Source organism: Bradyrhizobium sp. Pa8, from assembly GCF_052588265.1.
The window spans coordinates 6,639,133-6,661,060 of the sequence record NZ_CP176767.1 but is presented as its reverse complement, the minus strand read 5'-3'; the positions used below and the strand labels follow the sequence as shown (position 1 = coordinate 6,661,060).

Here is a 21,928-nt window from a genome sequence, read left to right as displayed (position 1 = left end):
CCGGCGGGAAGCTGATTTGACCCAAGTCAAGCGGCGCTGGTCCGGCACCTAATCCTTGGGCTCTGCATTCGGGGCGAGGTCGGAGGAGCGGAACGGCTTGGCCTTGTCCAGTTTCCGGTAGGCGTTCGAGGCGGTCCGCAATAGCTTCTTTTCCCGCTTCCGGTTGAGGAAACGAATGCCCGCCTCGGGGATGGCCTCGTTCAGCGACGCTGCCAGGGTTTGCCCTCGCGCATCGTCGTTCAATTGCCCGAGGGACTTCTGCGCCTTACGCAATTGTTTGAGGATCGACTTCTGTTTTGTCAGCGATTCGTCTGCAAACAAATCCTGTAGCGACTCGATCGAATAGGTCAGCCGCTTGTTGAGGAGCCGCAGCTTGTGCCGCTTTTCGACGTCGAGCTTGCGGAGTTTCCGCGCCTTCCTGAGCAGCGTCGTTTCCCATTCCGTGAGCTGCGCCGTCGCGTGGTCGGCAAGCGGGCAGCGGCGCAATCGGATGGCCTCCTTGCTGCGCCGGGTCGACCAAGGACCGCTCTCGATCCAGGCCGAGGTCTGTTCGACAAGACGGCGATACCGCGCCGATTGCAGCGCGCGCGCCAGCAGGCGGTGGCTCTCGGCGCGCTTCTCGTCCCAATGCTGAAGCTCGGCAATCACATCAAGCTCGCCTCCGCTCTCGGCGATAACCCGCTCGATCGCCACGTCGAGGTCGCGCACCATGCCGAGCTGGCTGTTCAGCCATTTCAGCTCGGCCCAGACATTCGGCCGCAGGGCATCATCGACCATGGGCGAGAAGAAGCGGATGGCGGTGCGCAGATGCGTCAGTGCGATCCGGATCTGATGCAGCGCCTCCGGATCGCCGTGGCAGGTGCCATCGTGCTGGGCGAGGACGGCATCGAGGTGACGGCGGGCGATGATCCGGAACGCCGTGTCGCAGGCCATGCCGGGGCTGAGGCGGCCAGGCAGAACATTGCGCCGCGCCGCAGGCTTGGCGCGAGCGGTCGCCATCGAATTCGTGGTGGGTCGCGCCATCCTAGCCCGCGCCAATCGGATTGCCTTATTTGCCCTCAGCGACTACGTCCCGGCAGTCTTGGAGCGTCTGCGCTTGTGTCCCGGATGCATCGATGGTCGCCCAACCGACATGGCCGATATTATAGTGCTCTTGCTGCGCGGCAACCTCTTGCGTGGCGTCGGACGCGTCGCCCCGGCGGCCGCCGATTCGCGCCTGGCGGGTGGCGAGGTCGGCGACGAGGAATAGTCCATTGAGCGGTACGCCGCACTCGCGTGCCAGGGCGGCCATCCCGTCTCGCTCGGGCTCGCGGGCAAAGACGGCGTCGACGATCGCCGAATGGCCTTGCGCCAGAACCTGCCGGGCGCGCTGCATCAGCACCTCGTAGACGCGCGCCGTCACGTCAGGCTGGTACGTGGACGGCGGTAGCCGTTCGGTGTGTCCTACCTGAAACAGCTGCTTGCGAATGACGTCGCTGCGCAGCACGACGGCGCCGGGCTGTGGCGCCACGGCGGGCGCCAGCGCGCGCGCGAGCACGGATTTGCCGGTGCCCGACAGTCCGCCCACCGCGATCAGGCGAGGGGCGGGGGGATGAATCAAAGCCTGGGCGAGCTCGAAATAGCGGCGCGCCTCGTCGAGAGTGCCGGGGCCGTCGGCATCAGGCCGCCTCAGCCGCGCCAGCGCCACCTGCGCACGGATCGCCGCGCGAATGGACATGAACAGTGGCAGCGCAGCCAGGGCGTCCAGCGTTTCGTCGGGCGCCGTCATCAGATACTGGTTCAAGACGGCATTGGCCGTGGTCGACTGGTCATGGCGCAGCAGGTCCATCAGCGTGAACGCAAGATCGTAGAGCACGTCCACAGTCGCCATCTGCGCGTCGAATTCGATCGCGTCGAACAGGACAGGCTGCCGATCGATCAGCACGATATTGGCAAGATGCAAGTCGCCGTGACAGCGGCGCACGAAACCGTGGCGCGCGCGTTCTTCCAGTGTAGCGCGGACGCGCAGGAATGCCTGGTGTGAGGCTTCGCAAAGTTGCTCGATCTGGGCTGCTTCGAAATGATCGCCATTGCGCAGCCCGGTGCTGTTGCCATCGATCAGGGCAGGAATGGAGGCAATCCATGCGGCGCCGTCCGCGACCGGCGCTCTCGCATGCGATGCTGCGATCGCATCCGCGACGGCCGGGGCGAGCTCTGCATCCAGCGGGCCGGCTTTTGCCACATGGTCCAGCGTCCGGTTTTCGTCGAAGCGGGACATGTCGACCGCATACTCGATCGGCCGGCCGCGACCGTCGATCTCGATCGATCCATCCGGCTCCTCCGTGATCGCCACGACGCGGTGATAGATTTGCGGCGCGAGGGGTCGGTTGATCCTGATCTCCTCTTCGCAGGCCGCCTCGCGCTTTTCGAGCGTCGAATAGTCGAGGAATGGAAACTTAACAGCCCGCTTGATCTTCAGCGCGCGTGTCCCGTCCAGAAGCACCGAGGCTGCGTGCGTGTCGATCCGCTTCACGCCGGGACGCGCGCTCAACGCTTGGAAGACCCGTCCCTGGGTTGCAGAATCGTCCGTCATCTCTGCGAGCATATCCAGATGCATCGGCGGTGAGGCAGCAGGCTAACTCCTAGAGGCGGATCGGGGCCAGTCCTTGACATCGGTCAAAGCCTGTCGTCGGCTGGCTGCGCGGTGTTCCCGCCTTGAGGAGGATCAAGCTTCCCGGCGAAAGTTGGCTTATCCTAACCGGTAAGGAGAATCCCGATGCCCATCAAGGATGTCTTTCTGCCGCTTGTCGGCCAACCGCGCGGGCCGGCCCTCGCTGCGATCGCGACATGCGTGGCTGTCGCCGCCGACCTCGGCGCCAGGATCACCGCGCTCGCGCTCGAAGAAGACGTTTTCGTGCGACCGAAGGTCATCATCCCTGGCGATCTGGATTCCGCGGAGGCGAGCGGTTCGCGTGAGGTAAGCGACGTGCAGCAACTCCTCGACGCCTTCACCAATGCAGCCTCCCGCGCCAACATTCGCGCCCAAAGCCGATCGGGTAAGGTGCCGGCGGACCAGATCGCGTCGATCCTGGCTGAGCATGCACGCTTCAGCGATCTGACGCTGGTCCCCGTGAGGCCGCATGACAGTCGAACGGAGCGTATCATCGAAACGCTCCTGTTCGAATCCGGCCGGCCGCTGCTGCTCTGCCCGGAACAGCATGTGGACGAGCTCCGACCGGAGTTCGAGAACGTCATGATCGCCTGGGATCACTCCGCCCGTGCCGCGCGGGCCGTCGGCGACGCGCTGCCCATTCTTCAGGCTGCGGCATCCGTGCGGGTGGTCACGGTGGCGGACGACAAGACCGATGCGATCGTGCAATCCGGAACCGCGCTCGTCGACCATCTGAGGGAACACGGGGTTTACGCCTCGTTCGAAACCACGAAGGGCGGCGGCAGCTCGATCGGCAAGGTGCTCGGAAGCTGGGCGAATTCCCATGCCATGGATGCGATCGTGATGGGCGCCTACCATCATTCACGCCTGAACGAGATCGTCTGGGGTGGTGTGACAAAGACCGTCATTGGCCAGCCACCGTGCTGGGTTATGATCTCGCACTAAAGCATGATCCGGAAAAGTGCGTAGCGGTTTTCCGAAAAAGATCATGCTCAAACAACAACCTAAAGCGCGATGACGATTCATGCCAATCTCATCGCGCTTTAGGCGCATCGCCAGTTTATCGGCCGATCGTCAACCATCGGAACCGCCACCGACCGGGCGCATATGCATTCATGTCAACCTATCGCTTGAAGAATCTGCTGTCGCCGCGTTCGGTTGCGCTCGTCGGCGCGAGCGCCCGCCCGGTCTCGGTCGGACGCGCCGTTCTCGAGAACATTCACAAGGCCGAGTTCAAGGGGCGGTTCGGCCTCGTCAATCCGCGCCATGCCGAGATCGGCGGCATCGCTGCGGTGGGCAGTCTGGACAGGCTGGACTTCGTGCCCGAGCTCGTGGTCATCACCGCGCCGGCGCGAGAGGTCCCCGGCATCATCGACCAGGCCGGACGTCGTGGCTCGGCCGGCGCGCTGATCGTCTCGGCGGGCCTCGGTCACGGACCGGGATCCCTGCACGAGGCCGCGATCGCTGCGGCGCGCAAATATGGCATGCGGCTGATTGGGCCGAACTGCCTCGGCATCATGATGCCAGGCGTCAGCCTCAATGCCAGCTTCGCCGCGCACATGCCGGGGGCGGGCAATCTCGCGCTGATCTCGCAATCCGGCGCGATCGCCGCCGGAATGGTGGATTGGGCTGCGCAGCGCGGCGTCGGGTTCTCCGGCATTGTCACGATCGGCGATCAGATCGATGTCGATATTGCCGACCTGCTCGACTATTTCGCGATGGACCACAAGACCCGCGCGATCCTGCTCTACATCGAAGCCATCAAGGACGCGCGCAAGTTCATGTCGGCGGCGCGGGCCGCGGCGCGTGTGAAGCCGGTCGTCGTGGTCAAGTCCGGCCGCATGGCGCAGGGTGCCAAAGCGGCGGCAACCCATACGGGCGCGCTCGCCGGCGCCGACGCCGTCTATGACGCCGCGTTCCGCCGTGCGGGCGTCCTGCGGGTCTCCGATCTGCGCGAGCTGTTCGATTGCGCCGAGACGCTCGGTCGCGTCGAACCGCCGACGGGAAAGCGTCTCGCCATCCTCACCAATGGCGGCGGCATCGGCGTCCTGGCCGTGGATCGGTTGGTGGAGCTTGGCGGAATCCCGGCGTCGATCTCGGCTGAGACGCGCAAGAACCTCGATGCGGTGCTGCCGCCGAACTGGTCGGGTGCAAATCCCGTCGACATCGTCGGCGATGCCGATGCATCGCGCTACGCGGCGGCGCTGGAGGTGCTGCTCGCCGATCCCGACAACGACGCAGTCCTCGTCCTCAACGTGCAGACCGCGATAGCCCCGGCGGCCGGCATCGCCGCGACCGTGACGGAGCTCGTCGGCAAATATCGCGAGCACCAGCGCCGATGGGCGAAGCCCGTGCTGGCCGCTTGGGTCGGAGCCGATCAGAACATCGTTCAGGCGCTCTCCGGCGCGGGCATTCCGAATTATCCGACCGAAGATGATGCGGTGCGCGGCTTCATGCATCTCGTGAGGCATCGCGAGGCCGTGGAGGAGCTGAGCCAGGTTCCTCCCGCGATGCCCGACACGTTCGTGCCTGACGCCCGGGCTGCGAGGCAGATCGTCGCTGCTGCGATCGCGGACGGCCGCAAATGGCTCGATCCCGTCGAGATCAAGCATCTGCTCGGGGCCTATGACATCGCGATGGTACCGACCCGTGCTGCGACCGATGTCGAGCAGGCCGTCGCCTACGCCAGCGAGATGTTCGCGCAAGGCGTCACAGTCGTGCTGAAGATCATGTCGCGCGACATCATCCACAAGTCGGACGTCAGCGGCGTCGTCCTCAATCTGACCACGCCGGAGGCCGTGCGCGCGGCTGCCACCGACATTCTCGCGCGGGCGAGGAAGCTCCGTCCCGAAGCCCGCATCGAGGGCGTCATCGTGCAGGCGATGGTCGTCAAGGCGAAGGCGCGCGAGCTGATCCTGGGTCTTGCCGACGATCCCACCTTTGGCACCGTCGTCGTCTTCGGCCGGGGCGGGACGGCGGTCGAGATCATCAACGACAAGGCACTGGCGCTCCCGCCGCTCGATCTGCAACTCGCCCGCGACCTGATCGGCCGCACGCGCGTATCACGGCTGCTGAAGGCCTATCGCGATGTACCCGCGGTCGAGCAGGACGCCGTCGCGATGGTGTTGGTCAAGCTCGCCCAGATGGCCGCTGACATTCCCGAGATCCGGGAGTTCGACATCGACCCACTGCTTGCGGACGAGACCGGTGTAACCGCGGTCGACGCCCGCGTCGCGGTGGGGCCGCCGCAGCGCAAATTCGCCGGCTCCGGCCCGGCGAACTTCGCCGTCCGGGCCTATCCGTCGCAGTGGGAGCGCCGCCTGGCGCTCAAGGACGACTGGCGGATCTTCGTACGGCCCTTGCGTCCCGAGGACGAGCCGACCATCCACGAATTCCTGCGTCACGTCACGGCGCACGACCTCCGTCTGCGCTTCTTCGCGCCGATGAAGGAGTTCACCCACGAGTTCATCGCGCGCCTGACCCAACTCGACTATGCGCGCGCAATGGCCTTCATCGCATTCGACGAGGCCACCAACGAGATGGTGGGGGTCGTCCGGCTCCATTCGGACTCGGTCTATGAGAGCGGCGAATATGCGATCCTGCTGCGATCCGACCTCAAGGGCAGGGGGCTCGGATGGGCGTTGATGCAGCTGATCATCGCCTATGCGAGGTCCGAGGGTTTGAAGACCATCTCGGGTGATGTTCTCAGGGAGAACACCACAATGCTTGAGATGTGCCGCCAGCTCGGCTTCGACGTGAAGCCAGATTCGATCGAGCCCGACCTCTGTGACGTCAGGCTCAAGCTCTGAGCGTTCCGATCACGAGTGCGCTTCGCGCGATGCGGCAGATTCCGTGGCCGGTTTCCGCAGACTCTTGACGATGATCGCGATCAGCGGCACCAGCACAATCGTGCTGAGCGGATGATGGACCGCGCCTGACGCCTGGGCCTGGAACGCCCGCGCCTCGAGCTGCAAGGCTTCGATGGATGTGCCGTGAATTTCATTGGCGAGCTCGATGTCGCGGCCGGATGGAGGGCGGCCGGCAACGATGAAGAGAACCGCCGCGATGGCGAAATTGACGGCGCCGAGGATGGCAGCCGCCGCAATTGCGCTCCATATCTGGACCAGCGCAAAATAGGCCGACAGCTCCAGCATCAGGAGCCCGAATGCCGCGATCAGAGCCGCAAAGGCCCGCAGGCCGAGACCCATCAGCAGATGGCGCAGCCTGATGTCCGCGATGATCCTGTCGGTACGCCACAGCACGCGCAGATGTCTAACGATATTTTCCGTATTCACCTAGTGTCTCCTCAGCATGAAGCCGACGACTACGCCGAGCGCAAAAGCCGAGGCGAGCGACGTGATCGGGCGATCCGCAATGAGATCCTGAAACTGTTCCTGCTCGTCACTGACGGTCTCGCCGAGCTCGGCAAGCGCAGCCTTGATCTGATCGGCCAGAGCCTCGGCCCGGTCTTTCGAGCTGTCGAACATCTCTTCGCCTGCGGTGCTCAGCAGACGCGTGACGTCAACCTTCAGCGCTCGCAATTCTTCGCTCATCCTGTCGCTGTTGAACATGGATTTGAGAACTCCCTTTGTTGGAAACGACCCTAGGGCCCGGCGACCCGGCGCCCTTGATTTGCGTCAAGGGACGGCGCGCGGTCCTGGTCTTGAGACAGGTCAAACCGGCCGCCACATGCTGGCCTAAAAATGCCGGCTGAATGGGGACCGGTTGTCCCGATGAGGTGGAAGCGTGAACTCCGAACCGCTGTTGCTGGCAGCGCCCTCCGGCGATGTGCTGAAATTGCGCCCGGAAGGGCCGTGGACGGCAGCCAACGTGTCGGCGCTTGAAACGCTGTCCCGTTCGGTCGGGGCGGATGTCGATCGATCCAGCGCCGTGACGCTGGACATGTCCGGCGTCAGTGCGCTCGACACGCTCGGCGCCTGGGTGCTGGAGAAGCTGTCGCGACGGGCCGCATCGTCAGGCAGATCGGCCGAATTCGTCGGTGTGGCCGACCATTTCAGCGGCCTGATGGACGAGGTGCGTCAAGTCAACCGCCATACGCCGGCGCCTGCGCCCTCTGCAAATCCGGTCCTGCTCAGACTTGGCGATCTCGGCAGGTCCACGGTCGGTGCGCGCGAGGATATCGCGACTTTCCTTCAAATGCTGGGTGCATTGTTCATCGCCGTGATCGGCGTGCTGCGCAGGCCACGCTCGCTGCGGCTGACATCGCTTGTCTATCAACTCTACCGGATCGGCTGGCAGGCCATTCCGATTGTCGTTCTCATTACCTTCCTGATCGGTGCCATTATCGCCCAGCAGGGGTTCTTTCATTTCCGCAGGTTCGGTGCGGAGTCCTACACTGTCGACATGGTCGGCATCCTGGTGCTGCGCGAGCTGGGTGTGCTGATCGTCGCCATCATGGTCGCGGGACGTTCGGGCAGCGCATACACCGCCGAGCTCGGCTCGATGAAGATGCGCGAGGAGATCGATGCGCTCTCGACCATGGGCCTCGATCCCGTCCATGTCCTGATCCTGCCGCGAGTAGCGGCCCTCGTCATCGCGCTGCCGATCCTCGCGTTCATTGGGGCGGTTGCGGCGCTCTATGGCGGAGGTCTGGTCGCGCAATTCTACGGCGGCATGGCACCGGCGATCTACATCGCGCGGCTGCATGAGGCCATCTCCGTCACCCATTTCGAGGTCGGCATCCTGAAAGCGCCCTTCATGGCGCTGGTGATCGGGATCGTCGCCTGCAGCGAAGGATTGCGCGTGAAGGGCAGCGCGGAATCGCTCGGGCGGCAGACGACCACGTCGGTGGTGAAGTCGATCTTCCTGGTGATCGTGCTCGATGGCCTGTTCGCGATCTTCTTCGCTTCGATCGGAATGTGACGATGGACGAATCGCAAGAGGTATTGGCGATCCGCGTTCGCGACCTCGTGGTCGGCTTCGGCCGCCAGACCGTGCTCGACCATCTGTCGCTCGATGTCCGTCGGGGCGAGATCCTCGGGCTCGTCGGCGCGTCCGGCGGCGGCAAGTCGGTCTTGATGCGCACCATCATCGGCCTCATCCCGCGCCAGGGCGGGAGCATCGAGGTCATGGGACAGCCGATCGGTGGCCGCACCGAAGGCGCGGCCACGACGTGGGGCATTTTGTTCCAGCAAGGCGCGCTGTTCTCCTCGCTGACGGTTCGTCAAAACGTGCAGTTTCCGCTCCGCGAAAATCTCGTGCTGTCCCAGGAGCTGATGGACGAGATCGCGATCGCCAAGCTCGAGATGGTCGGGTTGCGGGCGCAGGATGCCGACAAATATCCGTCGGAGCTCTCGGGCGGCATGACCAAGCGCGTGGCGCTGGCCCGTGCACTCGCGCTCGATCCGCCGATCCTGTTCCTGGACGAGCCGACCTCCGGTCTCGACCCGATCGCCGCCGGCGATTTTGACGCGCTGATCGGGACGCTGCAGAAGACCCTCGGCCTCACCGTGTTCATGGTCACCCATGATCTTGCGAGCCTCACCACGGTCTGCGACCGCGTCGCCGCGCTCGCCGACGGCAAGATCGTGGCGATCGGCCCGATGCGCGAATTGCTGCAATCCGAGCATCCCTGGGTGCGCGCCTATTTCCACGGCAAGCGCTCGCAGATGCTGCAACACGAGATGAGATGAGACATGGAAACCCGCGCTCCCTATGTGCTGATCGGCAGCTTCGTGCTGGCCGCGATCCTCGCGGTGTTCGGCTTCGTCTATTGGCTGAACAACACGGGCGGGATTGGGCCGCGCGCGAACTATCAAGTGCAGTTCCAAGGTCCGGTGCCGGGTCTGCTGGTCGGCGCCGGCGTGCTGTTCAACGGCATCCGCGTCGGCGAGGTGACGCAGATCGGCCTCGCGCCGGATAATCCGCGCTTCGTCAATGCGACGATCTCGGTTGCCTCGACGACACCCGTGCGTACCGACACCAAGGTCGGGCTCGATTTCCAGGGGCTGACCGGCGTGCCGGTGGTGACGCTGGAGGGTGGCATGATCGTTGCCAAGGCCGGCGAGCCCGTGACCCTGATCGCCGAGGCCGGTGCAGGCCAGAGCATGTCGCAGGCGGCGCGCGATGCGCTGCGACGGGTCGACACCGTGCTGGAGGACAATTCCGGTCCGCTGAAGGACACCATCGCGAACCTCAAGACATTCTCCGACGGGCTCGCGCGCAACACCGGCAAGATCGACGGTATTCTGGCAGGCCTCGAAAAGATGACCGGCGGCGGGACGCCAGCGCAGAAGATCACCTACGACCTGCGCACGCCGCAGAATCTTGGGCCGGCCGGCAAGACGCTTACGGCGTCACTGGCGATTCCCGAGCCGACCGCGGTTGCGATGCTCCAGACTCAGCGGATGCTGTTTGCGCCCAGCGGGGACAATCCGGGTTTTGCGGAATTCCTCTGGGCCGACAGCATCCCGAAGCTGGTCCAGGCGCGGCTGATCGACAGTTTTGAGAATTACGACATCGCCCACGCGCCGCTGCGCACGGCTGACCTCGGACAGGCGGACTACCAGCTCCTGATCGACATCAGGCGTTTCCGGATCGCCACGGAAGGCGAGGCCCGGGTCGAGATCGGACTGTCGGCACGCATCGTCGACAAGAACGGCAAGGTGATCGCGTCGCGCCTCGTCGAGACCAGCGAGAAGCTTGACAAGGTCGAGCCGGTCGCAGCGGTCGCGGCGTTCGACGCAGCCTTCGCCCGCATTGCAAAGGAGCTGATCGGCTGGACGGTGCAGGCGGTCTAACAACAACACAAGACGGCCATGCCCGCCAAAATTGATCTGGGTCAATCGGCTTTGGCGCAGTGCAGTAAAATGCAGCCCGCGCGGTGGGCTCGGCCTGATGCGGAGCAGCCGGTGCTTGGAGCGGTAGATGAAGGCTTCCGTGGTGACGATCGAGCCGAACGGGCATTTCTGTAGCGATTGTGCGGTCCGCGACTTCGCGGTGTGTTCGTCGCTGGACCCGGCCGAGCTCAGGGAATTCGAGCATCTGGGGCGTCGCGTCCTCTTTGACGCGGGCGAGACCGTCTTCTCCGAGGAGGACACCACGACCTCGTTCTACAACCTCCTCGACGGCGTCATGCGGCTCTACAAGCTGTTGCCCGACGGTCGGCGGCAGATCGTGGGATTTGCGTTACCAGGCGATTTCCTGGGGATGAATATTTCCGGCCGTCACAATTTTTCGGCCGATGCGATCGGCGGCGTCACAGTGTGCCAGTTCGCGAAGGCGCCCTTCGGCCGCTTCGTCGAGAGCCGGCCGCATCTCCTCAGGCGGATCAACGAACTGGCGATTCGCGAGTTGAGCCAGGCGCGCGACCACATGGTCCTGCTCGGCCGCCGATCGGCGGACGAGAAAGTCGCGGCGTTTCTGCTCACCTGGCGCGAGCGGCTATTTTCGCTGAAGGGGGCATCGGACACGGTTCAGCTGCCGATGAGTCGTCAGGACATCGCCGACTACCTCGGCCTGACCATCGAAACCGTCAGTCGCACTTTCACCAAGCTGGAGCGACATGGGGTGATCGAGATCGTTCAAGGCGGCATCAGCCTGCTCGATCCGGCGAAAGTCGAGGCCTTAGCTGCGGCCTGATCCGGCGCTCGCCAATTTTGATCCCAATCAATGACGGCGGTCGTGCGCCGCCAATAATGCCCCAAATAACAGGGGAGGGCATCATGCCGACTGACGCACTGCTGGTGACTATCGCTGTCGTGGTCGTTTTTGTCACATTCGCCGGGGCTTTGGCATGGGCAGACCGGCAAACCAGCGCGGGTCGGCCCGATTCGGACGCCAAGCATTGACGGTCCTGAGATCACGATCGCGTTTTACCGTGCTTGCCGCGGAGGCTTCCACGGCCAGCTCGCGGCCGTTCGGCAGCGCCTCAACGCAATGGTGCGCGCGATAGCTGCAACTCTGCATCGACCGGGACGCGCTGGCTCATCCCCCGGATGCCGCCTTGGCGCCCGACCGCGGCATTTTCGCCGTATTTGGCTCAAACCGTGCACATGCTTTCCGGTTGAAAAGCCTGCTAACGTTGACTACGCAGGAACTCCAGTGCCTCGCAGTCTTAGGAGCCCAGCGGCGTGCCTCAGGACAAGACCGGCGACCCCCGACAAGCTGCGGGCAACAAATTATCGGTCCTGCGCAAGCACCCGATCTTCGCGGATCTGGAGCCAGATGCGCTCGATCAGCTCTGCCGCTACGCCAAGCACACCACGGTGAAGCGCGGTGCGACGATCGCCGCCAAGGGCGATCCCGGCAACAACCTGTTCGCGGTGATCACGGGAACAGTGAAGATTTCCTCTTCGTCGCCGGATGGAAGGAATGCCATTCTCAATCTGATCGGTCCTGGAGAAATCTTTGGCGAGATCGCGGTTCTCGACGGCGCACCGCGCTCGGCCGACGCGACCGCCAATACCAATTGCGAGCTCTACATCATCGACCGCCGCGACTTCCTGCCATTCGTGAAGAGCCAGCCGGCGCTGGCGATGAAATTCATCGAGCTGCTCTGCGCGCGCCTGCGCTGGACCAGCCAGCAGGTCGAGCAGGTCATCCTGCAAAATCTTCCGGGCCGGCTTGCGAGCGCGCTGCTCGGTCTCACCGAAGAGCGCAAGTTCGACTCCGGCAGCGGCACGCTCGCCATCACGCAGCAGGAGATCAGCGAGATGGTGGGGATGACGCGCGAGAGCATCAACAAGCAATTGCGCGCCTGGGCCGGCCGCAACTGGGTTCGTCTCGAGCACGGCGCCATCGTCGTGCTGGATACCGATGCGCTGCGCGACCTCGCCGAGAGCGGCCTCGACGGCGAGTGAGGCCTCAGACCTGATTGTCGACGATGGCGACTGCTCGGGTCCACCCTGCGGACGCTTGCTCGATCTTCACCGGGAAGCATGAGACCGTGAATCCGGTCGACGGCAGCTTGTCGAGATTGTGCAGCTTCTCGAGATGGCAATAGCCGATGTGTCGTCCCGCCTTGTGACCTTCCCAGAGCAGGCCGGCATCTTTTGTTTCGGCATATTTCTTCGCGGTGTAGAGGAACGGCGCGTCCCAGCTCCAGCCGTCGGTGCCGGTCAGCCGCACGCCGCGTTCGAGCAGGTACATGGTGGCCTCATAGCCCATGCCGCAGCCGGAGTTGACGTAATCGGCCTGGCCGAATTTGGCGCCGGCGCTAGTGTTGACGACCACGATCTCCAGCGGCGACAGCGTGTGCCCGATCCGTTTCAGCTCTTTCTCGACATCGTCGGCAGTCACCACGTACCCATCGGCCAGGTGGCGGAAGTCGAGCTTCACGCCGGGCTGCAGGCACCATTCGAGCGGCACCTCGTCGATCGTCCATGACCGCTCGCCGCGATTCATGGTCGGGTGGAAGTGCCAGGGCGCGTCGAGATGCGTGCCGTTGTGGGTGGACAGCGAGACCTGCTCGACCGCCCAGCCCTGGCCATCCGGCAAATCCTCCGCCTTGAGGCCGTCGAAGAACTGCAGCATGCGGGGCAGGCCCTGCTGGTGATCAATATACTGGATCGTCGGGTGATTGCCCGGCGGATCGGCCGTCACGTCGTTTCCGAGCGGCACGGAAATATCGATCAGCTTCCGCGGCATGGGCATTTCCTCGCGATGTTCCGTTTCGGCGCATCTTGGGCGGGCTCTACCTGTGGCGTCAAGTAACGCCCCGGTGCAGGCGATTTCGGAAAAACGGGGCCATTCGCCGATCGCGCCCTCGAAGTGATGCATGATCGATCGATGCAACTCCAGCATTGATCGATGCCGGATTTGGCTTGGACTCAGAATGCCGCCCGCCCTAGGGACGACGTTGGCGATATCGCGCTGATCAGCGCGCATCGTACAAGGATGGGGCGACCGTCACGTCTGCACCTCCAAGCCGCAACCAATAGCGGTCGATTCTAAAACCAGAGGAACGTCCATGGATATGACGAGCATCGTCACCTCGCGTCCGGCATTGGCCGACGGCGAGGCGGGATTAAAGGGAAGCCGGCACCTGCCGCGCAAGTCCCCGCCGGAGAGGGCGCGATGAAGCTCGCACCTTCCCTCGCCGTGATCATCCACCAGTCAAATCCGCTCGACTCCGCCGCGCAATCCTACCAAGGTGGTGCGCTTGTAACGCTTGACTTTACACCTGAAGTGGAGCGACCCAAGGCGGCCTGCAGCATCGGCCCAACGACGACATAATCAACTCAGGAGGAAGCCCAGATGAAGACACTCACCGGTATCATCGCAGCCGCCGTACTGGCGGTCTCAGCGCCGCTGGCGACCGCACGCGATTTCCGCTCGGCCGACATCCACCCCACAGATTATCCGACCGTCGAGGCCGTCAGGTTCATGGGCAAGCAGCTCGCGACGGCGAGCGGCGGCAAGCTCGGCGTGAAGGTGTTTCCCAATGGAGCCCTAGGCTCCGAGAAGGACACCATCGAGCAGCTGAAGATCGGCGCCCTCGACATGATGCGGATCAACGCATCGCCGTTGAACAACTTCGTGCCTGAAACCATCGCGTTGTGCCTGCCCTTCGTCTTCCGCGACACTCAGCACATGCGCACCGTCCTTGACGGACCGATCGGCGATGAAATCCTAGCGTCTATGGCGCACGCGGGCCTGATCGGCCTTGCCTATTACGACAGCGGCGCCCGGTCCATCTACACCGTCAAGGCGCCGGTCAAGTCGCTCGCGGACCTCAAAGGCCTGAAGATTCGCGTCCAGCAATCCGACCTCTGGGTCGGCATGATCCAGAGCCTCGGAGCCAACCCGACGCCGATGCCGTATGGCGAGGTCTATACCGCGCTCAAGACCGGTCTGGTGGACGCCGCCGAGAACAATTGGCCGTCCTACGAGTCCTCGCGTCATTTCGAGGCCGCCAAGTTCTACAACGTCACCGAGCACTCGCTGGCGCCTGAAGTTCTCGTGATGTCCAAGACGGTCTGGGACACGCTGAGCAAGGAGGACCAGGCGATGATCCGCAAGGCGGCCAAGGAATCGGTGCCCGTCATGCGCAAGCTCTGGGACGAGCGTGAGCAGGCCTCGCGCAAGACCGTCGAGGCCGCCGGCGTTCAGGTCGTCACGATCGCCAACAAGGCGGAATTCGTCGACGCGATGAAGCCGGTGTACGACAAGTTCGCCGGTGACGAAAAGCTGAAGGGCCTCGTCAAGCGGATCCAGGACACGAAGTAAGACCACAGCGTCGGGTCCGGCGTCGCCGCGAGGCGGGCGCCGGACCCTCGCGAAGGGGACGCGCAAGGAGACGCGATGACAGACCCACATGTCGCAAGCCACGAGCAGGAGGTAACCGGCCGACCGTCGACCGGCTTGCTGTCGCGGATCAATGCCGTCGTTGCTCGCCTCGGCATGTATCTGTCCGTGACCGGACTGCTCGTCATCGTCACCATCGTGTTCTACCAGGTGTTCGGACGTTACGTGCTCAATTCGAGCCCGACCTGGACGGAGAACCTTGCGCTGGTCCTGATCCTGTATGTCACGCTGATCGGCGCCGCCGTCGGCGTTCGCGACGCCGGACACATCGGCATGGATAGTCTGCTGGTGATGCTTCCGGACCATCTGCGCGAGAAGATCGAGCTCGTGATCCATGTTCTGGTGGCCGTGTTCGGCATTGCGATGGCCTACAACGGCTGGATCCTCGGGGCGTCGGTCGGAACCGTGAAGATCCCCAATCTCGGGCTCCCCGAGGTCATCCGCTACGTCCCGCTGATCGCCTCCGGCGTCCTGATCGTTTCCTTTTCAATCGAGCACATCATTGCGCTCCTGCGCGGCGAAGAGGTCGTCCCCTCATGGAACTGATCATTCTCGGCGCCACCTTCTTCGGCTTCCTGATCCTCGGCGTACCCGTCGCCTTCGCGATCGGCCTTTCGGCGATTTGCACCATCCTCTACGAAGGCCTGCCGGTCGCTGTCATCTTTCAGCAGATGATGTCGGGGATGAACATCTTCTCCTTCCTCGCCATCCCGTTCTTCGTCTTCAGTGGTGAGCTGATGCTGCATGGCGGCGTTGCCGACAAGATCGTGCAGCTCGCCAAGAACCTCGTCGGACACATCCGCGGCGGGCTCGGCATGTCGAACGTGGTCGCCTGCACGCTGTTCGGCGGCGTCTCCGGCTCGCCCGTGGCCGACGTGTCGGCGATGGGCGCGGTGATGATCCCGATGATGAAAAAGGAAGGGTTCGATACCGATTACGCCGTCAACGTCACCACCCATGCCTCCCTGGTGGGTGCGCTCATGCCCACCAGCCACAACATGATCATCTATGCGCTCGCCGCGGGCGGCAAGGTCTCGATCGGCGCGCTGATTGCGGCCGGCCTCCTGCCGGCGCTCGTGCTGATGGTGTGCATGCTGGTTGCCGCCTACGCGGTCGCGGTGAAGCGTGGCTATCCGGCCGGCAAGTTCCCGGGCTGGGCCGAGGTTTTCCGCTCGTTCGCGGCCGCGCTGCCCGGCCTTTTGATCGTCGGCATCATCCTGGCGGGCATCCTGTCCGGCGTCTTCACGGCAACTGAATCCGCAGCCGTCGCGGTCACCTACACGATCCTGCTGACGTTCTTCATCTACCGTACCATGACCTTGCCGAACTTCCTGCGGGCTGCCGCCAAGGCCGTGAAGACGACGGGTGTGGTGCTGCTGCTGATCGGCGTCTCCACCATGTTCCAGTATTTGATGGGACTCTACGAGGTGGCCGACTTCGCCGGCGACTTGATGAGCAAGGTGTCCTCGCAACCCTGGGTCATCTTCCTGCTCATCAACGTCATCCTGTTCGTGCTCGGCACGTTCATGGACATGGCGGCGACCATCCTGATCTGCACCCCGATCTTCCTGCCGATCGCGATGAAGGCGGGCATGGACCCGGTGCAGTTCGGCATGCTGATGCTGATCAACTGCGCGCTGGGGCTGAACACCCCGCCGGTCGGAACGACGCAGTTCGTCGGTTGCGCCATCGGCGGCATCTCGGTGGGCGCGGTGATGCGCACCATTCTGCCGTTCTATGCTGCCCTGATCGCAGCTCTGATGTTCGTGACCTACGTCCCCGCGTTCTCGCTGTGGCTGCCCCGCCTACTGATGGGCTACAAGGGATAGCAGCAACAGGGAGAAACCGTTCGTGACTGACTATCGCAAGCTCTTCGATCTCACCGGCAAGACCGCGGTGGTGCTCGGCGCCGCATCGGGCATCGGTAAATCGTCGGCGGAGGCGCTGGCCGGGCTCGGCGCCCGCGTCGTTTGCGCAGATCGTGCGCTTGACGCTGCCGAGGCGACGGCCGCCGGCATTCGCGACAAGGGCGGCTGGGCGGAAGCAGCTAGCTGCGACGCCGCGAGCGCTGCGGACGTCAATGCGCTCGCCAAGATCGTGATGCAGAGATTCTCTCGGCTCGACATCGCCGTGACGACACCCGGGCTCAACATCCGCAAGACCATCCTCGACTACACCGAGGAGGATCTCGACCGCGTCCTGAACCTCAACGTCAAGGGCACGGTCTGGTTCTTCCAGGCCTTCGGCCGCATCATGGTCGAGCAGAAGGGCGGCAGCATCATCGCCTGCTCTTCGGTGCGCGCGGTGACCATCGAGCCGGGCCTTGGCGTCTACGGCTCGACCAAGGCGGCCATCGGCCTCCTGGTGAAAGGCTTTGCTTCAGAGGTCGGCCACGCTGGCGTCCGCGTCAACGCGATCGCGCCGAGCATTGCGGAGACCGCGCTGACCGGCCCGTTCAAGCAGCGGCCCGATATCTACAATCTCTATGCCGGCCATACGGTGTTCAACCGCTGGAGCAGCGCCGACGAGGTCGCGACCGCCGTGGCCTATCTTGCTTCGGATGCGGCGAGCTATGTCAGCGGCAGCACGCTGTTCGTCGACGGCGGCTGGACCGCGGTCGACGGGCCGCCGACCGGTCTTACCCAGTTGCACAAATAGGGCGGCCATCCGTATCTAGCCGGCAAAGCCGACGCGCTGGCGCAGCTCCTTCCGGTCTGCGCCGGTCAGCAGCGCGATCAGGGCGACCGCCTCCTTCGGGTGCACGGCCCGCGCGGTGACGCCGGCCGTGTACATCGTCACGAGCTCGCAGCCCGGCGGCAACGACCCTGATAGCGCGATGCCGTCGGTCGCAATGATCTCGGTCGCCTGGGTGCATCCGATCGGCCGAGCTGCGGTGGACGCAGCAAGCTCGCGCATCGCGGTCGCGCCGTTCGGAAAGATCTTGAGACGCGATGCGACCTCATAGGCGATGCCAAGCTGATCCAGCACCTTTGCGACATGTTGTCCCGCGGTCGAGGCTTTGGTGTCCGGAACGTAGATGGCATCTGCGGATCGCAGCGCCTCGCGCAAATCGGCTTCAGTCTTCGCGGCCACCTTGGGATCGCGGCTGCGGACCGCCAGCGCGGTCTCGACCCGGCCGACATCCGCGATCGAGGAGGGGATGATGAGCTTCTCGTCCGCAAGCCTTGCAAGGATGGCCTGCGTCAAGATCACGAGATCGGCCGGCATTCCCGCGCGCAGCTTGTCGGCCATGATGCCGACCGCACCGAACTCGCCGTCGATACCGAATCGGGTCTGCTCCTTGAAGGGCTCGCTGAGGCCGCGCACCAGGCCTTGCGCTGCGCCGCCGCTCAAAATGGTCACTGTCGTCACGATGCAAGCTCCATGGCTGCGATGATCCTGTCGCGCGTGATCGGCAGGTCGCGTACGCGGACGCCAAGGCAATCGTAGACCGCATTGGCGATCGCCGCCGTCACGGGACCGTGTGCGGCCTCGCCGGCGCCGACCGGCTCGATCTCCGGCCGCTGGATGATCTCGACATCCACCGCCGGCACCTCGCTGAAGGTCAGGATCGGATAGTCGGTCCAGGACGTTGATGTAATGTGCGACCGGTTGAAGCGCACGCGCTCCTTCAGCACCCAGCTCGTGGCCTGGATCGCGCCGCCCTCGATCTGGTTGATGACGCCGTCCGGATTGATGGCCTCGCCGACGTCGACCGCAAGCGTCAACCGCCTGACGCGGATGTCGTCGGTGCCTTCGATCTCCGCGATCGCGGCGCAATAGGCGCCCGTGTTCTTGTAGCGGGTGAAGCCGACGCCATGGCCGATGCCAGACTGTTTTTGCGGTTTCCACTGCGCGCGGCGTGCCGCGGCGCGAATGACGTCGCTGGCGCGCTCGTCGCGGAGATGACGCAGGCGGAACGCGATCGGGTCCTCGCCGCGCAGCACCGCGATCTCGTCGAGCACGGATTCGATCGCGAACACATTGCCTTGCCCACCCAGGGTCCGCAGCGCCGACGTGCGCACCGGCATCGTCAGCAGCCGGTGGCTCGTGATGGTCCAGGCCGGAAGGTCGTAGAGCGGAACGGAGTTGCGGTCGCCGCCCCCGCCATTGGCGGCCGGTGGATTCGTCGAGATCATGCGCGGGTAGGGGTTCGCGATCTCGGTCGCCGCAAGCAGCGCCGGCTGCGCCGCGCGTCCCGGCCGCGCGGCGTGGCCGTTGCTCCAGATCGCATGGCGCCAGCCGACGATCTCGCTGTCCGCATCGAGGTCGGCCTCGATCTCGATGGCCATCGCTGCGCCAAACGGCGCATGAGACATCTCGTCATGGCGCGACCACTGCACCCTCACCGGGCGGCCGCCGGCGGCTTTCGCCAGCAACACGGCGTCGAGCGCGACGTCGTCGGCCGCATTGTGTCCGTAGCAGCCGGCCCCCTCCATATGCTCGACGACGATGTTCTCGGCCGGCAGCTCGAGCACGATCGCAAGATCGGCGCGCAGCAGATAGATGCCCTGGCTGTGTGTCCAGACATGGATACGATCGCCATCCCATTGCGCCATGGCGCAAGATGGCGCGATCGAGGCATGTGCGATGTAGGGACGGGTGTATTGCCGGCGAAGGGTGCGCGCAGCTCTCTTCGTCGTTGCCGCTGCTCTGGTGTCGATGACGGTGGTTTCGGCCGGCTGGCTCTTCAGAAAGCCCGCGAGATCGTCTTCGTCGGGCAACGGCTCGCCGGCCGACCAGGTTGCGCCCTTGCGCAAGGCTTTCAGTGCGGCTTCCGCCGCAGCCTCGCTATCGGCAACCACGCCGGCAAAGCCGCCGTCGCGGACGATCGCGACGAGGCCGGGAACGGCGCGCGCAGCCATCTCGTCGAGCGCGATCAGTCTGGCGCCGGAGATGTCAGGCCGTAGCACGCGGCCGTGCACCAGGTCCGGCAATGCACAATCGTGAATGAAGCGCGGTCGCGCGAACACCTTGTCGGGAATGTCGACCCGCTGGACCGAATGTCCGGCGACACCGCGTGTGGCAGCGGGCTTCGCCACGGCGCCCGCGGTGGCGTCGCGGTCGAGCGAGACGTCGCCAGCCAGCTCCCAATAGCTGGTCCTGACATTGCCGGGACCCGAGATCGTGCCGTCATCGACATCGAGCAGCGCCGCATCGACGCCGAGACGCTCTGATGCTGCCGCGAGGAAGCGCTGGCGGACCTCGGCGCAGACGTGTCGGAGCGCGCGGCCGGATTGCTGGACTGAGAGGCTGCCCGAGGTGACACCCTCGTTCGGGCTGGCCGCCGTCGAGGTGCGGATCAGCTCGATCCTGCCGATATCGACGTCGAGCTCGTCCGCGGCGATCTGCGCCAGCGCCGTGACGATGCCCTGGCCGATCTCGACCTTGCCGGGCGAAATTGCGACACCGCCTTCGCCGATGAACCGCACCCAGGACGACAGCTTTGGATTGGCCGCGAGGCTAACCGGCAGTTTCGGGACGGGGGACGGCACACTCATGACGTCGCCGTCTCCGCTGCCGCGCGCAGCACGGCGCGGACCATGCGATTATGCGATCCGCAGCGGCACAGATTGCGATCGAGCGCGGCTCTGACCTCAGTCTCCGTCGGCGAGGGATTGCGCTTCAGCAGCGCCGCCGCGCTGATCAGGATTCCCGATACGCAGTAACCGCATTGCATAGCCTGCTCGGAGACGAAGGCGCGTTGCAGCGGATGCGGCTGTTCGGCCGTGCCGAGGCCCTCCACCGTGACGACGTCCGCGACCGACCACATCGGCATGTCGCAGGAGGCCATCGCGCGGTCGCCGACCATGACGTAACAGGCCCCGCACTCACCGGCTCCGCAGCCGAAATGCGGACCGTTGACGCCGAGCCGGCCGCGCAGCACATCGAGCAACGTCTGGTCGGGATCGGCCTCCACGGTCATCGCCGCGCCGTTGAGCTGAAATTGAATGGTCGGCATGATCGCTCCGCGACCTCAGGACTTGTCGAATTTCTTGACGACATCGGCCCATTTCTCGATGTCGCCGCGGAGGAATTTTTCGAATTCTTCCGGCGTCATGGACATGGGTACGGCACCCTGCTCGGTCCAGAGCTTTACGATGTCCGGTCGCTTCACCATTGCGTTCACGGCGGCATTGAGCTTGTCGATGACAGGCTTCGGCGTGCCGGCCGGGGCCATCAGGCCAAGCCAGATCGTGGCCTCATAGCCTGCTACGCCGGCTTCGCCAGCGGTCGGCACGTTCGGCAGCACGGCCGAGCGCTCCTTGCCGGTGGTCGCGAGCGCGCGGACCTGGTTCTCGCCGATATTCGGCGCCATCGCCGGCACGGCGTCGATCATCATCTGCACCTGTCCACCGATCACGCCGCTGCGCGCCTCGCCGCTGTTGCGGTAGGGCACGTGGACCACGTCGATGCCGGCCATGGCTTTGAACAGCTCGCCGGCCATGTGATAGGGCGTGCCCTGACCGGAGGAGGCGTAGTTCAGCTTGCCCGGCTGCGATTTGGCGAGCGCGATGAACTCCTGCAGCGTCTTCGCTGGAACCTGCGGGTTCACCACGATGACGAGATCGGAGTAGTTCACCGGCGCGATGGGCGCGAGGTCGCGCATCAGCTCGTATTTGCGCTTGTCCGGCGTCAGCAGCGATTCATTCGCGGTCTGGGTGTTGGACATCATCAGCAGCGTGTAGCCGTCGGCCGGCGACTTCGCCGCTTCGACCGTGCCGATGACGCCGCCCGCGCCGGTGCGGTTCTCGACCACGAAGGGCTGGCCAAAGCTCTCCTGGAGCACGTTGCCGATCAGCCGGGCCGCGACGTCCGCCGGCCCGCCGGCGCCGAAGGGGACAACGATCCGGACCGCGTGGTTGGGATAATCTTGCGCTAGGGAGGGGGCCGCGGAGAATGCGGCGAGGAGCGCGGCCGCCAGCGCCAGCATGAATCGTCGGGCCATCACGCCTACCTCCCTGATATCGTTTTTGTTGGCCGGCACTGTAGCGGCAGGGGATGCGGACT

At 64.6% G+C, this 21,928-nt stretch carries 21 protein-coding genes; 12 read left to right on the top strand and 9 right to left on the bottom strand.

Annotation, left to right across the window (positions count from 1 at the left end; all coding sequences use genetic code 11):
• Window positions 1–48 precede the first annotated feature (48 nt).
• Both ACKWRH_RS31585 and ACKWRH_RS31580 read right to left on the bottom strand, forming a co-directional pair.
• Entirely contained in the window at window positions 49–1,023 is a 975-nt protein-coding gene (locus tag ACKWRH_RS31585; protein ID WP_445216697.1) for a CHAD domain-containing protein, read from the bottom strand.
• 25 nt (window positions 1,024–1,048) lie between these two features.
• Complete coding sequence (locus ACKWRH_RS31580; RefSeq protein ID WP_445216696.1) at window positions 1,049–2,572, bottom strand: bifunctional aminoglycoside phosphotransferase/ATP-binding protein; 1,524 nt, start codon at window positions 2,570–2,572, stop codon at window positions 1,049–1,051.
• 183 nt (window positions 2,573–2,755) lie between these two features.
• Here ACKWRH_RS31580 and ACKWRH_RS31575 point away from each other — a divergent pair, with 183 nt between their 5' ends.
• The gene (locus tag ACKWRH_RS31575; RefSeq protein WP_445216695.1) at window positions 2,756–3,595 is read left to right on the top strand and encodes a universal stress protein; all 840 of its coding nucleotides are present in this window, start codon (window positions 2,756–2,758) and stop codon (window positions 3,593–3,595) included.
• 170 nt (window positions 3,596–3,765) lie between these two features.
• Window positions 3,766–6,459 carry a bifunctional acetate--CoA ligase family protein/GNAT family N-acetyltransferase gene (locus tag ACKWRH_RS31570; protein ID WP_445216694.1) on the top strand — a complete coding sequence of 898 codons (2,694 nt, stop codon included), beginning with the start codon at window positions 3,766–3,768 and terminating at the stop codon, window positions 6,457–6,459.
• 9 nt (window positions 6,460–6,468) lie between these two features.
• Here the strand turns inward: ACKWRH_RS31570 and ACKWRH_RS31565 are convergent, their stop codons facing one another.
• Window positions 6,469–6,945 (bottom strand): phage holin family protein, encoded by a 477-nt coding sequence (locus ACKWRH_RS31565; protein WP_445216693.1) that lies wholly within the window; start codon window positions 6,943–6,945, stop codon window positions 6,469–6,471.
• Window positions 6,946–7,221 (bottom strand): hypothetical protein, encoded by a 276-nt coding sequence (locus ACKWRH_RS31560; RefSeq protein WP_445216692.1) that lies wholly within the window; start codon window positions 7,219–7,221, stop codon window positions 6,946–6,948. It lies immediately after the preceding gene.
• A 175-nt stretch (window positions 7,222–7,396) separates the two neighbouring features.
• On the opposite strand from ACKWRH_RS31560, the gene ACKWRH_RS31555 reads away from it, so the two are divergent.
• The 5 genes from ACKWRH_RS31555 (at window position 7,397) to ACKWRH_RS31535 (ending at window position 12,471) form a co-directional block, all read left to right on the top strand.
• Window positions 7,397–8,533 carry an ABC transporter permease gene (locus ACKWRH_RS31555; protein ID WP_445216691.1) on the top strand — a complete coding sequence of 379 codons (1,137 nt, stop codon included), beginning with the start codon at window positions 7,397–7,399 and terminating at the stop codon, window positions 8,531–8,533.
• A gap of 2 nt (window positions 8,534–8,535) precedes the next feature.
• On the top strand, window positions 8,536–9,303 hold the full coding sequence (locus ACKWRH_RS31550; RefSeq protein ID WP_445216690.1) for an ABC transporter ATP-binding protein: 768 nt from the start codon (window positions 8,536–8,538) through the stop codon (window positions 9,301–9,303).
• Window positions 9,304–9,306: 3 nt separating this feature from the next.
• Complete coding sequence (locus ACKWRH_RS31545) at window positions 9,307–10,410, top strand: ABC-type transport auxiliary lipoprotein family protein (RefSeq protein WP_445216689.1); 1,104 nt, start codon at window positions 9,307–9,309, stop codon at window positions 10,408–10,410.
• A 127-nt stretch (window positions 10,411–10,537) separates the two neighbouring features.
• Window positions 10,538–11,251: a helix-turn-helix domain-containing protein gene (locus tag ACKWRH_RS31540; protein ID WP_354126141.1), complete on the top strand. Its 714-nt coding sequence runs from the start codon at window positions 10,538–10,540 to the stop codon at window positions 11,249–11,251.
• A 491-nt stretch (window positions 11,252–11,742) separates the two neighbouring features.
• Entirely contained in the window at window positions 11,743–12,471 is a 729-nt protein-coding gene (locus ACKWRH_RS31535) for a Crp/Fnr family transcriptional regulator (RefSeq protein ID WP_445216688.1), read from the top strand.
• 4 nt (window positions 12,472–12,475) lie between these two features.
• Here ACKWRH_RS31535 and ACKWRH_RS31530 read toward each other — a convergent pair whose 3' ends face one another.
• Complete coding sequence (locus ACKWRH_RS31530; RefSeq protein ID WP_445216687.1) at window positions 12,476–13,258, bottom strand: cyclase family protein; 783 nt, start codon at window positions 13,256–13,258, stop codon at window positions 12,476–12,478.
• Between the two features lie 429 nt (window positions 13,259–13,687).
• On the opposite strand from ACKWRH_RS31530, the gene ACKWRH_RS31525 reads away from it, so the two are divergent.
• The 5 genes from ACKWRH_RS31525 (at window position 13,688) to ACKWRH_RS31505 (ending at window position 17,575) form a co-directional block, all read left to right on the top strand.
• Window positions 13,688–13,846 carry a hypothetical protein gene (locus tag ACKWRH_RS31525; protein WP_445216686.1) on the top strand — a complete coding sequence of 53 codons (159 nt, stop codon included), beginning with the start codon at window positions 13,688–13,690 and terminating at the stop codon, window positions 13,844–13,846.
• Window positions 13,847–13,867: 21 nt separating this feature from the next.
• Window positions 13,868–14,839 carry a TRAP transporter substrate-binding protein gene (locus ACKWRH_RS31520; protein WP_445216685.1) on the top strand — a complete coding sequence of 324 codons (972 nt, stop codon included), beginning with the start codon at window positions 13,868–13,870 and terminating at the stop codon, window positions 14,837–14,839.
• Between the two features lie 75 nt (window positions 14,840–14,914).
• Window positions 14,915–15,463, top strand: coding sequence for a TRAP transporter small permease (locus ACKWRH_RS31515; protein WP_014493779.1), 549 nt, complete (start codon window positions 14,915–14,917; stop codon window positions 15,461–15,463).
• On the top strand, window positions 15,454–16,746 hold the full coding sequence (locus ACKWRH_RS31510; RefSeq protein WP_014493780.1) for a TRAP transporter large permease: 1,293 nt from the start codon (window positions 15,454–15,456) through the stop codon (window positions 16,744–16,746). The genes ACKWRH_RS31515 and ACKWRH_RS31510 overlap by 10 nt, the downstream gene beginning before the upstream one ends.
• 22 nt (window positions 16,747–16,768) lie before the next feature.
• Window positions 16,769–17,575 (top strand): SDR family NAD(P)-dependent oxidoreductase, encoded by an 807-nt coding sequence (locus ACKWRH_RS31505; RefSeq protein WP_445216684.1) that lies wholly within the window; start codon window positions 16,769–16,771, stop codon window positions 17,573–17,575.
• Window positions 17,576–17,590: 15 nt separating this feature from the next.
• Here the strand turns inward: ACKWRH_RS31505 and ACKWRH_RS31500 are convergent, their stop codons facing one another.
• The 4 genes from ACKWRH_RS31500 to ACKWRH_RS31485 are packed head-to-tail and all read right to left on the bottom strand — an operon-like array spanning window position 17,591 to window position 21,866.
• The gene (locus tag ACKWRH_RS31500) at window positions 17,591–18,289 is read right to left on the bottom strand and encodes a molybdate ABC transporter substrate-binding protein (RefSeq protein ID WP_445216683.1); all 699 of its coding nucleotides are present in this window, start codon (window positions 18,287–18,289) and stop codon (window positions 17,591–17,593) included.
• Window positions 18,286–20,418: a molybdopterin cofactor-binding domain-containing protein gene (locus ACKWRH_RS31495; RefSeq protein ID WP_445216682.1), complete on the bottom strand. Its 2,133-nt coding sequence runs from the start codon at window positions 20,416–20,418 to the stop codon at window positions 18,286–18,288. The genes ACKWRH_RS31500 and ACKWRH_RS31495 overlap by 4 nt, the downstream gene beginning before the upstream one ends.
• A complete protein-coding gene (locus tag ACKWRH_RS31490) occupies window positions 20,415–20,879 on the bottom strand; it encodes a (2Fe-2S)-binding protein (RefSeq protein ID WP_445216681.1) in 465 nt (154 codons plus the stop codon). The genes ACKWRH_RS31495 and ACKWRH_RS31490 overlap by 4 nt, the downstream gene beginning before the upstream one ends.
• A gap of 15 nt (window positions 20,880–20,894) precedes the next feature.
• Window positions 20,895–21,866 (bottom strand): tripartite tricarboxylate transporter substrate binding protein, encoded by a 972-nt coding sequence (locus tag ACKWRH_RS31485; protein WP_445216680.1) that lies wholly within the window; start codon window positions 21,864–21,866, stop codon window positions 20,895–20,897.
• Window positions 21,867–21,928 lie beyond the last annotated feature (62 nt).